The organism is Mycobacterium sp. (assembly GCF_040509115.1).
Classification (GTDB): domain Bacteria; phylum Actinomycetota; class Actinomycetes; order Mycobacteriales; family Mycobacteriaceae; genus Mycobacterium.
The window spans coordinates 50,839-62,392 of record NZ_JBEVLO010000022.1; the positions used below are offsets into that span (position 1 = coordinate 50,839).

Annotated in this window: 12 protein-coding genes; 7 read left to right on the forward strand and 5 right to left on the reverse strand. The window is 66.1% G+C overall.

The annotated features are described in order from the left end of the window. Nucleotides 1–12 precede the first annotated feature (12 nt). On the reverse strand, nucleotides 13–1,494 hold the full coding sequence (locus tag ABW137_RS02145) for a cytochrome P450 (protein ID WP_526396406.1): 1,482 nt from the start codon (nucleotides 1,492–1,494) through the stop codon (nucleotides 13–15). A gap of 123 nt (nucleotides 1,495–1,617) precedes the next feature. Here ABW137_RS02145 and ABW137_RS02150 point away from each other — a divergent pair, with 123 nt between their 5' ends. Continuing rightward, on the forward strand, nucleotides 1,618–2,271 hold the full coding sequence (locus ABW137_RS02150) for a TetR/AcrR family transcriptional regulator (protein ID WP_526396436.1): 654 nt from the start codon (nucleotides 1,618–1,620) through the stop codon (nucleotides 2,269–2,271). A 6-nt stretch (nucleotides 2,272–2,277) separates the two neighbouring features. Here the strand turns inward: ABW137_RS02150 and ABW137_RS02155 are convergent, their stop codons facing one another. Next, complete coding sequence (locus ABW137_RS02155; protein WP_526396408.1) at nucleotides 2,278–2,730, reverse strand: winged helix-turn-helix transcriptional regulator; 453 nt, start codon at nucleotides 2,728–2,730, stop codon at nucleotides 2,278–2,280. Between the two features lie 65 nt (nucleotides 2,731–2,795). Here ABW137_RS02155 and ABW137_RS02160 point away from each other — a divergent pair, with 65 nt between their 5' ends. Further along, complete coding sequence (locus ABW137_RS02160) at nucleotides 2,796–3,668, forward strand: NAD(P)H-binding protein (protein WP_526396410.1); 873 nt, start codon at nucleotides 2,796–2,798, stop codon at nucleotides 3,666–3,668. Between the two features lie 16 nt (nucleotides 3,669–3,684). Then, on the forward strand, nucleotides 3,685–4,551 hold the full coding sequence (locus tag ABW137_RS02165) for an SDR family oxidoreductase (protein WP_526396412.1): 867 nt from the start codon (nucleotides 3,685–3,687) through the stop codon (nucleotides 4,549–4,551). A 6-nt stretch (nucleotides 4,552–4,557) separates the two neighbouring features. Here the strand turns inward: ABW137_RS02165 and ABW137_RS02170 are convergent, their stop codons facing one another. The 3 genes from ABW137_RS02170 to ABW137_RS02180 all read right to left on the reverse strand — a co-directional run bounded on the left by ABW137_RS02170 (nucleotide 4,558) and on the right by ABW137_RS02180 (nucleotide 7,577). Continuing rightward, a complete protein-coding gene (locus ABW137_RS02170) occupies nucleotides 4,558–5,718 on the reverse strand; it encodes an AAA family ATPase (RefSeq protein WP_526396414.1) in 1,161 nt (386 codons plus the stop codon). 10 nt (nucleotides 5,719–5,728) lie between these two features. Then, complete coding sequence (locus ABW137_RS02175; RefSeq protein ID WP_526396416.1) at nucleotides 5,729–6,895, reverse strand: DNA polymerase IV; 1,167 nt, start codon at nucleotides 6,893–6,895, stop codon at nucleotides 5,729–5,731. Nucleotides 6,896–6,965: 70 nt separating this feature from the next. Beyond that, on the reverse strand, nucleotides 6,966–7,577 hold the full coding sequence (locus tag ABW137_RS02180; protein ID WP_526396418.1) for a TetR/AcrR family transcriptional regulator: 612 nt from the start codon (nucleotides 7,575–7,577) through the stop codon (nucleotides 6,966–6,968). A 93-nt stretch (nucleotides 7,578–7,670) separates the two neighbouring features. Between ABW137_RS02180 and ABW137_RS02185 the strand changes: the two genes are divergently transcribed. The 4 genes from ABW137_RS02185 (at nucleotide 7,671) to nrdE (ending at nucleotide 11,539) form a co-directional block, all read left to right on the forward strand. Then, nucleotides 7,671–8,213, forward strand: a complete 543-nt coding sequence (locus tag ABW137_RS02185; RefSeq protein ID WP_526396420.1) for an NADPH-dependent FMN reductase — start codon at nucleotides 7,671–7,673, stop codon at nucleotides 8,211–8,213. 446 nt (nucleotides 8,214–8,659) lie between these two features. Next, complete coding sequence (locus ABW137_RS02190; protein WP_526396422.1) at nucleotides 8,660–8,908, forward strand: redoxin NrdH; 249 nt, start codon at nucleotides 8,660–8,662, stop codon at nucleotides 8,906–8,908. Between the two features lie 40 nt (nucleotides 8,909–8,948). Beyond that, a complete protein-coding gene (gene nrdI / locus ABW137_RS02195; RefSeq protein ID WP_526396424.1) occupies nucleotides 8,949–9,407 on the forward strand; it encodes a class Ib ribonucleoside-diphosphate reductase assembly flavoprotein NrdI in 459 nt (152 codons plus the stop codon). 50 nt (nucleotides 9,408–9,457) lie between these two features. Then, nucleotides 9,458–11,539, forward strand: coding sequence for a class 1b ribonucleoside-diphosphate reductase subunit alpha (gene nrdE, locus ABW137_RS02200; RefSeq protein WP_526396438.1), 2,082 nt, complete (start codon nucleotides 9,458–9,460; stop codon nucleotides 11,537–11,539). The last annotated feature ends 15 nt before the right edge of the window (nucleotides 11,540–11,554 follow it).

Consider the following 11,554-nt stretch of genomic DNA (forward strand, 5'->3'; position numbering starts at 1 on the left):
GGGCTGCGGTCGTCACCGCAGCGGACGCAGGATGACCGGCATGCCGTCCATCGGGATGGGCATCCCTCCGTAATCGAGCTTGGACCTGTAGCCCGGCCGGGGCGGTTCGAGGCGGTACTTGCGGAGCAACCTGTGCATCACCGTCTTGATCTCCAACTGGCCGAAGACCATGCCGATGCACTTGTGTGCGCCGCCACCGAACGGGGCGAACGCGTAGCGATGCTTTTTGTGCTCGTTGCGCGGCTCCGCGAAGCGCGCTGGGTCGAACTTCTCCGGATCGGTCCACAGCTCGGGCAGGTGATGGTTCATCGACGGCCACAGCGTGACCGTGGTGCCCTCGGGAATGTAGTGACCGAGCAGATCGGTGTCGCGGATCGCCTGCCGAACGTTGAACGGCAGCGGGGTGACGAGCCGCAGCGCCTCGTTCATCACCAGGTCGAGGGTCTCCAGCTTCTCCAGCGCCTCGATGTCGAGGGGCCCGTCCCCGAGGCGGTCGGACTCGTCGCGGCAGCGGTCCTGCCAATCCTGGTTGGCGGCAAGGTGGTAGACCATCGTGGTCAGGGCGGACGTCGACGTGTCGTGGGCGGCCATCATCAGGAAGATCATGTGGTTGACGATGTCCTGGTCGGAGAAGCTGTTGCCGTCCTCGTCGGAGGTGTGGCACAGGACGGTCAGCATGTCGGTGCCATCGGCCTTGCGGCGTTCCTCGACCCGCGCCTCGAAGTAGTCGTCGAGCACCCTGCGGGCCTGCAGCCCGCGCCACCACTTGAATGGCGGGATGCTCGTTCGGACGATGGCTCCACCGGCGCGAGTGGTCATGGTGAATGCGTCGTTGACCTTGGTGACGAGTTCGTTGTCGGTGCCTGGCTCGTGGCCCATGAAGACCATTGACGCGATGTCGAGGGTCAGCTCCTTGACGGCCGGATAGAACAGGAACCGCGGGTCGTTCTCGACCCAGTCGTTGGCGATCACCTTCGATGCCACCCGGTCGATGTGCTCTACGTAACCGGTCAGCCGGGAGCGGGTGAACGCCTCCTGCATGATCCGGCGGTGGAACATGTGCTCCTCGAAGTCCAGGAGCATCAATCCGCGGTTGAAGAACGGACCGATGACCGGATGCCAGCCCTTCTGCGAGTAGTCCTTGTTCTTGTTGGAGAACACCGCCTGCGTGGCGTCGGGGCCGAGGGCCACCACCGAGGGCAGCGCGGGGGAGTACGCGTAGTGCAGCGGGCCGTGGTCCCTGTACACCTGCAGGAGATAGTCCGGTCCGCTGCGGAACGTCTCGATCATGTGGCCGAGCACCGGCAGACCGGAATCGCCCATCACCGGCTTGAGCCCGCTACCCGCAGGCGGTTCCGCCAAGGCGTACTGCTTGAACTGGTGGGCGCGCAGGCGCTTCTCGACGAGCCCCATGCCGGGAATGGTGTTCAGGGTCGGGACGAGCCGCCGCTTGGCTTGGTCGAGCAAATACTCCGGGGTGCTGATGGTCGTCATCGACTAACTCCTGTCAAGCTCCTGGGCCGAGCATCGTGTGGTCGATCTCACTCGCTTCCCCCATCCTGGAGGGCCGACTTGACGCATGTCAAGTTTTGTAGAGGCGCGGCGCGGGTGGGAAGGTTGACCTCGATGACCGCCGAATCCGTCCCCAACGAGGTCCGCCAGAGTCGCGGTGACCGGCAGCGTGAGGCGATCCTGACCGCCGTGCGCGAACTGCTGCAGGAGAAGCCGTTCTCTGAGCTGTCGGTCAGCACCATCAGCGACCGGGCCGGAGTGGCACGGTCGGGCTTCTACTTCTACTTCGACTCGAAGTATTCGGTGCTGGCTCAGATACTCGCCGAGGCCACCGAGGAACTCGAGGTACTGACCCACTACTTCGCGCCGCGCACCCCCGAGGAGTCGCCCGCCGCGTTCGCCAAGCGGATGGTCGGCAGCGCGGCCGCCGTATATGCCCACAACGATCCCGTGATGTCGGCGTGCAACGTCGCCCGCAACACCGACGCCGAGATCAGGGAGATCCTCGATGCGCAGATGTCGTCGGTCGTCGACCAGATCGTGAAGATCGTCGAGGACGAGGCACGCGCAGGCACCGCGCATCCGATCTCGGAGGACGTCCCGATGTTGGTCCGGACCCTCGGTGCGACGTCGGTTTCCACCCTGTCCGGTGACTCCGCGTTCGCCGGGCCCGAACCCGACATGACCCGCTCGGTCGCGGTACTGGAGAAGCTCTGGCTGCACGCACTGTGGGGCGGCCAGACCACGCCTGGCGCCTAGCGGCCGTCACCCGTCGAGCGGCGATTCGCCTGACTCGTCGTACCTGGCGCGCGCCTCGGCGACGTCGCCGGCGTGGGTGAACGACCACGTCGCGAGATTGGCGAGGATGCCGTGCAGGCCACGGCCGACGTCGGTCAGCGCGTAGTCGACTCGCGGCGGAACCACCGGATGGACGGTGCGCGTGATCAACCCGTCGCGTTCCAGCCCGCGCAACGTTCTGGTGAGCATGCGTTGGGACACCAACCCGATGGAGCGCTTGAGCTCCATGAACCGCATGGAGCCATCTCCGAGCAGCGCGATGACGAGCACCGACCACTTGTCGCCGATGCGGTCGAGCACGTCGCGCACCGGACACGCTCCGAGCAGCACGTCGGACTGCGTGGCCAGCATCTCGGCGATCGATGCCAGCGGATCGGTTACCGCGGTGTGCCCGACGGACACCACAGTGCCGTCTTGCACGGCGCCTCCCGGTTTCAGATGATCAGGTCAGTATCAAAAGATAACCGACAACACCAGGAGTGACCATGACGATCATCGGGATCACCGGCGCGGGCGGCGCGCTGGGCCGGCGGACGGCCCAGTACGTACTCGAATCGCACCCGGCCGAGGAGCTGGTGCTGTTCAGCAGATCGCCCGCCTCGCTGGCCGAGTTCGCCGACGCAGGCGCGCAGACCCGGCACGCCGATTTCGACGCACCCGACGCCCTGGTCGACGCCTTCCGCGGCGTCGACGTCCTCCTGCTCATCTCGACCGACGCGGTCGGCCGTCGGCGCGCCCAGCACGAGGCGGCGATCAAGGCCGCAGCGAGCGCCGGGGTGCATCGCGTCGCCTACACGTCGATGTCCAACCCGGACAGCGACTTTCCCGCCAGGCTGCGCCCGCTCTCCGACGACCACGCGGCCACCGAGGCCGCGCTGCGCACGGCGGGTCCCGCATGGACCATGCTGCGCAACGCGCTGTACCTCGAGGCCATCGCGGCGGGCTGGGACCACGCCGTCGCGACGGGAGCGCTCGTCACCAACAACGGCGACGGCCGCCACGCGCCAATAACCCGCGACGACTGCGCCGCCGCTGCCGCCGCGGTCCTGCTCGGCGACGGGCACGACGACGTCAGCTACGACATCGCGGGCCAACGACTGCTCGACGACCACGCCATCGCCGCCGTTCTGTCGGCCCGCCACGGCACCCCGGTCGAGGTCGTCGGGGTGTCCGACGAGGACTACCAAGCGGGGCTGACGGGGACCGGGCTTCCCGCCGAGTTGGCCGGGATACTCACTGGATTCGGGCAGAGCATCCGTGCTGGCCTGCTTGAGACACCGCTGGGTGACACCGAACGGCTGATCGGGCGGCCGCCACGCGCGGTCGAGGAATTCCTCGCCGGGGAGCGCGTGGGGTAGCCGGTAGGGTCGGCTCATGGCGCAGGGATTTGCGGGCAAGCGGTGTCTCCTGACGGGCGCGGCCAGCGGCATCGGGCGGTCGACGGCGCTCAAGCTGGCCGCCGAGGGAGCCGAACTGTTCCTCACCGACCGCAACGCAGAGGGGCTCGCCGAGACCGTCGCCGACGCAAGAGCCCTTGGCGCCTTGGTGCCCGCCCACCGAGCGCTGGACATCTCGAACTACGACGAGGTGGCCGCGTTCGCCGCGGACATCCACAGCATGATCGGGGGCACCACCCCCGCCTTGGACGTGGTGATGAACATCGCGGGGGTTTCGGCGTGGGGAACGGTGAGCAACCTCAGCCACCGCCACTGGGAGACGATGGTCTCGGTCAACCTGATGGGTCCCATACACGTCATCGAGAACTTCGTGCCGCCAATGGTTCTCGCCGGCAACGGCGGGCACCTGGTCAACGTGTCATCCGCCGCCGGGCTGGTCGCACTGCCGTGGCACGCCGCCTACAGCGCCAGCAAGTACGGGCTGCGGGGACTGTCGGAGGTGCTGCGCTTCGACCTCGCCCGGCACCGCATCGGCGTCTCGGTCGTCGTGCCCGGCGCGGTGAAGACGCCGCTGGTGCAGACCGTCGAGATCGCCGGCGTCGACAGGGAGCATCCACAGGTGGCCAAGTGGGTGAACCGGTTCGGCGGCCACGCCATTTCACCGGAAGCGGCGGCGGACAAGATCCTTCGCGGAGTCGCCCGCAACCGCTACCTGATCTACACGTCCCAGGACATCCGCGCGCTGTATGCCTTCAAGCGGTTCGCCTGGTGGCCCTACAGCGTTGCGATGCGACGGGTGAACGTCATCTTCACCCGTGTGCTGCGCCCCTCCAAGACCGGCTGATCCGCGTCAACGCTTGCCCCACTCCCACGGTGGTGCCGTCAGCAAGGTCTGGCCGACCACCTGTGTCTCGCCCCACTCCTTGACCAACTCGATCTCGCTCGAGTCATCGGTGCGGAGGTGCTCTCGCATGATCTGCGAGTGGGTCACGACGATGACCTGCGTGTGTTCCGCCGCGGAGCGGACCATGGCCGCCAGCGGGGGCACCAGATCGGGATGCAGCGATGTCTCCGGTTCGTTGAGCACCATCAGCGATGGGGGGCTTGGCGTCAGCAGTGCGGCCCCCCAGAGAATGAATCGCAATGTGCCGTCGGACAATTCGGCAGCTCTCAGCGGGCGCAACATGCCTCGCTGCTTCAATTGCAGCTCGAAGAGTCCGTCATGCACGGCGACGGATGCCTCCGCGCCGTCGAATGCCTCCGCGATGGCACGTGGCAGGTCGTCGAACCCCGCCTCGAGGATCGTCTGCACGGCGGCGGCGAGATCACCACCGTCGTCGGCAAGCACTGGCGTGCGGGTTCCCACCCGGGGCTGGCGGGCAGGCGCATCGGCATCGGCGCGGAAGCCGTCGTAGAACCGCCAGTCCCGCAGTCGATCCCGGACGGCAGCCAGTTCGGGGAGGGCGCCGGGATGGGCATACTCGGCCAGCACGCTGCGGTACGACGGGAGCGCTCTGGTCAACTCCTCGAAGCCCCGGCCCGATTCGGACGCCATCTCGGCATAGTCGCCCCCGCGGCGCACCAGCGCCGAACTGTGGCGCAGCCGCGGACCGGCGAAGACCGCCTCGCGTTTGATCTCCGGATCGCGGGCGAAGAACGACCCTGGACCGGCGTACTGCGGAAGTCCCAAGTCGATCTGATAACCGAAATCGTCTGAGGCGAAACCCAATTCGAGCGAAACGGGGCGCGTCCGAGTGGTGCCCTCGGTGGTTCCCGTGCGTCGCGCACCACCGGTCTGTTCCGGCCCCGCCCACAGGACCGACTGCAGACCGCCCTCACGCGCCAGCGATCCGATCACCTCGCCGCGGCCGCAGTCCGCCAGCAGGCGCAGCGCCCGGTACACCGAGGACTTTCCCGTGCCGTTGGCGCCGGTGACCACCGTCAGCCGCGTCAGCGGGATCACCAGCTCTCGCATCGACCGGTAACCCCGGATCGCGACCGTCTGCAACACGGCTTCGACGTTAGCCGTCGGCGCCGACAGCCGACTCCTCCCTCCGAGGCATCGCCAGCTCGAGTCGGACGCCGAGCAGTCGCACCGGACGGTCCAGCTCGAACTCGTGCAGGAGGTCGAGTGCCGCCGCCGTGATGGATGCTGGATCGGTACCCGGTTGGGCCAGCTTCCGGATCTTCGTGCGGGTATAGAACGTCTTGGTGCGTACCGTCACCGCCACCCGGGTCACCGTCCGCCGTTGCTCGACGATCTCGGCGAGAGTCTGCCGGGCGAGCTCCACGACGGCGGCATCCATGTCGGCCCGGTCGGTGAGATCCTCGGGAAAGGTGATGACGTGGCTGCGGGATCGGGGCACCCACGGCTCGGCGCTGACGTTCGAATCGCCGCCGCCCTTGGCCAGCAACAGGATCCACAGCCCCGTCGTCGGCCCGAATGCGGACGTGAGCACCTGAGCATCGGTGGCCGCAAGGTCGGCGACGGTGCTGATGCCCATGCCCGCGAGTTTCTTGGTGGTCTTGGGTCCGACACCCCACAGCGCATCGACGCCGCGGTCGCCCATCACGGCCATCCAGTTGTCGTCGGTGAGTCGGAAGATGCCGTGTCCCTCTGCTCCTCGCGTGCGCTGTTCTCCTTCTGCTCCTCGCGTGCGCTGTCCTCCTTTTTCTGCTCCTCGCGTGCGCTGTCCTTCTTCTGCTCCTCGCGTCCGCTGGCCCGGCTTCCCGAATCCCGTCGCCACCTTCGCTCGCTGCTTGTTGTCACTGATGCCCACCGAGCACGACAGGCCCGTCTGCGCCTCGATCAGCGTGCGGATGCGCTGGGCCAGATCGAAGGGGTCGCCGACGTCGGCGCCGAGGTAAGCCTCGTCCCAGCCCCACACTTCGAGCGGGTGCCCAAGGTCACGGAGCAGCCCCATGACCTCCTCGGAGGCCTCGTCGTAGGCGGCGGGATCCGATGGGAGAAAGCTGGCGTCGGGGCACCTGCGGGCGGCGGTCCGCAGCGGCATCCCCGCGTGCACGCCGAACTCACGCGCCTCGTACGACGCGCAGGTGACGACCTTGCGCGGTTCGGTGGGATCCCCGTTACCCCCGACGATCACGGGCAGTCCGACGAGCTCCGGCCTGCGCCGCAGTTCGACGGACGCCAGGAACTGGTCGAGGTCGACGTGCAAGACCCACATGGGCTGCTAGCCGTTCCATCTGCTCTTCGCGCGAGCGCTCATCGGGCCAGTCGGCTCTTCGCGCGAGCGCTCATTGCCCGCACAGCTTGCGCGCCATGCTCTCCCACGCGTCAGCTTGCTGTTCGATGCTCCGGCCCATGTCGTTGACGTGGTGTACGACGTAGTCGGCGTCGAGCAACGCGATCAACGCGTCGGCCTGAGCGTCCAGGTCACCGGTCGTGCCCGCGGCGTCGAGCAGCATCCGGACGTGGGAGCGATGCAGGGTGGCCGGAGCGTTGAAGCGGGTCTGCGGATCGCTGTTGGTGGCGTCGGAGAGCAGGACCCGATGGTCCCAGGTGAACTTCAAGCGCTCCCTGCCGTACGCGAGCAACCGCTCCAGCGGTGGCGCCCCTGGACCCAGCGGCGGCGGGCCGAACATGAAGGCCCGTTGCTCGGCCTTCTCGTCCTCATCGAGGAGCACGATCATCAGGCCTGCGCGGCTGCCGAAGCGCCGGAACAGGGTGCCCTTGCCGACGCCGGCGGCGGCGGCGACGTCGTCCATCGTGACGGTTTCGGCGCCGTAATCGGCGATCAGGCGTCGAGCGGCGTCGATCAGCAGGATGCGGTTGCGCGCGGCATCCCCCCGCTCCGCCGGCGCGGAATCGGTGACCGGTAGCCCGACCAGTCCGTCGCCAACGCTCATGCCTGCACTTTAGCTCAGGCGGAATGAATCGGACCATGGTCCGGTTAAGCTGTGCGAGGATCGGACCGACGGATCGAAAGGGATTTCACGAACATGGCAGACATCAAGATCCTGGTACTGCTCGGCAGCCTACGTGCGGAATCGCTCAATCGACAGTTGGCGCAGGCAGCGATCGAGTCGGCACCGGCGGGCGTGTCGCTGCAGCTGTTCGACCGGTTGGGCGAGTTGCCCTTCTACAACGAGGACATCGACGGGGAACGCGTAGCCGAGTCGGTGCAGGCGCTGCGCTTGGCCGCGGCCGAGGCCGACGCCGCACTCGTCGTCACGCCCGAGTACAACGGCAGCATCCCCGGGGTGCTCAAGAATGCGATCGACTGGCTGTCGCGACCGTTCGGCGACAGTGCCCTCAAGGGCAAGCCGACCGCCGTCATTGGCACGGCGCACGGCCAGTACGGCGGCGTCTGGGCGCACGACGAGACGCGCAAGTCGTTCGGCATCGCCGGACCGCGGGTGGTCGAGGATCTCAAGCTCTCGCTACCGTCCAAGGTCTTCGACGGCAAGCACCCACGGGAGAACGCAGACGTGGTGCAGCAGATCCGCGAGGTGGTCGGGAAGCTGGTCGCCGAGGTCGGCTGACACCGCCCGGCACGAAGCCGCCGATGGGCCCGGAGCAGGGTCCGTCGGCGGCTTTGCTGTTGGTGGACACTTCCACGGTCTTGTCGGTGGCCGGTGCTACACCTGTCTTACTACCGCGACACGACGCCGCGGCGCGCAGCGACACGCCGATCGGAAAGGGGTTCGTGCAGTTACGACCAGGGAATTTCACGAATGTTGTTCAGAACATCTTGTATCTCTTCTGAATGTCGGACACCAGGTGTAGTGTCTTGCAGACCGACAGACCCCCAGCGGTACCAGTACCGCCAGGTCGGCCGGAGCTCTCGAATCCGGCAAGTCGGGCACCCTTCCCGCCGATCGAACAGCTTCGGCCGGTCAGGAATTTCGAGGGTCTGCAGGTCGCTGAAGTTCAGTGAGCAGCAGTAGCCAGTTGGTCCCAGTTTTCCCGCAGAGGAGCCGTGCCGAAGATGACCGTCACCGTCTACACCAAGCCCGCTTGCGTCCAGTGCAACGCCACCTACAAGGCCCTCGACAAGCAGGGCATCGCCTACGACGTCATCGACATCACCGAGGTGCCCGAGGCCCGCGACTACGTCATGGCGCTGGGTTACCTGCAGGCCCCCGTCGTCGTGGCAGGCAACGACCACTGGTCCGGCTTCCGCCCTGACCGCATCAAGTCGATCTCCGGCGCCGGCGCCGTCGCAGTCACGGCGTAACGGGCATCGGGCGGGCAGCACTAGCGGAGCGGGGGACGTGATGAGCAACCTCGTCTACTTCTCCAGCGTCTCGGAGAACACCCACCGCTTCGTGCAGAAGCTGGAACTGCCCGCCATCCGGATTCCTCTGCGTGAGCGCATCGAGGTCCACGAGCCCTACGTCCTGGTTTTGCCCACCTACGGCGGTGGGCACGCCAACGGGCCCGATCTCAGTCTCAACGGGCAAGCCGGGGGATACGTCCCCAAGCAAGTCATCGCCTTTCTGAACAACGAACACAACCGGTCCCTGCTCCGCGGAGTCATCGCCGCGGGCAACACCAACTTCGGCGCCGAGTTCGGTTACGCGGGCGACGTGGTCTCCCGCAAGTGTCGCGTGCCATACCTCTACCGCTTCGAACTAATGGGCACCACGGACGACGTGCTCGCCGTCCGCGCCGGACTCACTGATTTTTGGAAGGACCAGACGTGTCACCAACCGCCACAGCTGCAGAGCAGGTAGCCGCCCCGCACGCCCTTCCGGGCGAGACGGACTACCACGCGCTCAACGCGATGCTGAACTTGTACGACAAGGACGGCAAGATCCAGTTCGACAAGGACCGGGAAGCCGCCAATCAGTACTTCCTGCAGCACGTCAACCAGAACACGGTGTTCTTCCACAACCAGGACGAGAAACTCGACTACCTGGTGCAGAAGAACTACTACGAGCGCGAGGTGCTCGACCAGTACTCGCGCAACTTCGTCAAGACGCTGCTTGATCGCGCCTACGCCAAGAAGTTCCGGTTCCCGACGTTCCTCGGCGCGTTCAAGTACTACACCTCCTACACGCTGAAGACGTTCGACGGGAAGCGCTACCTGGAGCGCTTCGAGGACCGCGTCGTCATGGTGTCGCTGACGCTGGCCGCCGGTGATACGACGCTGGCCGAGAAGCTCGTCGACGAGATCATCGACGGCCGGTTCCAGCCGGCCACGCCGACGTTCCTCAACTCGGGCAAGAAGCAGCGCGGCGAGCCAGTCAGCTGCTTCCTGCTCCGCATCGAGGACAACATGGAGTCGATCGGACGTTCCATCAACTCGGCACTGCAGCTGTCCAAGCGTGGCGGCGGAGTCGCGTTGCTGCTCAGCAACATTCGCGAGCACGGCGCGCCGATCAAGAACATCGAGAACCAGAGTTCCGGCGTCATCCCGATCATGAAGCTGCTTGAGGACTCGTTCTCCTACGCCAACCAGCTCGGCGCGCGCCAAGGCGCGGGCGCGGTGTACCTGCACGCGCACCACCCCGACATCTACCGCTTCCTCGACACCAAGCGTGAGAACGCCGACGAGAAGATCCGGATCAAGACGCTCTCGCTGGGCGTGGTGATTCCCGACATCACGTTCGAGCTCGCCAAGAAGAACGAGGACATGTACCTGTTCTCGCCGTACGACGTCGAGCGCGTCTATGACACCCCCTTCGCCGACATCTCGGTCACCGAGAAGTACTACGAGATGGTCGACGACGCGCGCATTCGCAAGACCAAGATCAAGGCCCGCGAGTTCTTCCAGACGTTGGCCGAGCTGCAGTTCGAGTCTGGCTACCCGTACATCATGTACGAGGACACGGTGAACCGGGCCAACCCCATCGAGGGCAAGATCACCCACAGCAACCTGTGCTCGGAGATCCTGCAGGTGTCCACGCCGTCGCTGTTCAACGAGGACCTGACCTACGCCAAGGTGGGCAAGGACATCTCGTGCAACCTCGGGTCGCTGAACATCGCCAAGGCGATGGACTCGCCGGACTTCGCGCAGACCATCGAGGTGTCGATCCGGGCGCTGACTGCGGTCAGCGATCAGACCCACATCTGGTCGGTGCCGTCGATCGAGCAGGGCAACAACGACTCTCACGCCATCGGCCTCGGCCAGATGAACCTGCACGGGTACCTGGCTCGGGAGCGGATCCTCTACGGCTCCGAAGAGGGCATCGACTTCACCAACATCTACTTCTACACGGTGCTGTACCACGCGCTGAAGGCCAGCAACCGCATCGCGATCGAGCGGGGTCGCGCGTTCGGCGGGTTCGAGCGCTCGAAGTACAAGTCGGGGGAGTTCTTCGACAAGTACACCGAGCAGCCGTGGGAGCCGGCCACCGAGCGGGTGCGGCAGCTGTTCGTCGAGGCGGGCATCCGCATTCCGACGCAAGAGGATTGGGTCCGGCTCAAGGAGTCGGTGCAGCAGCACGGCATCTACAACCAGAACCTGCAGGCCGTTCCGCCGACGGGGTCGATCTCCTACATCAACCACTCCACCAGCTCGATCCACCCGGTCGCGTCGAAGATCGAGATCCGCAAGGAAGGCAAGATCGGTCGGGTCTACTACCCGGCGCCGTATCTGACCAACGACAACCTGGAGTACTACCAGGACGCGTACGAGATCGGCTACGAGAAGATCATCGACACCTACGCTGCGGCTACCCAGCACGTCGACCAGGGATTGAGCCTGACGCTGTTCTTCAAGGACACCGCCTCGACGCGCGACGTGAACAAGGCGCAGATCTACGCATGGCGCAAGGGCATCAAGACGCTGTACTACATCCGCCTGCGCCAAATGGCGTTGGAGGGCACCGAGGTCGAGGGCTGCGTCAGCTGCATGCTGTAGGCGATCTCCAGTGGC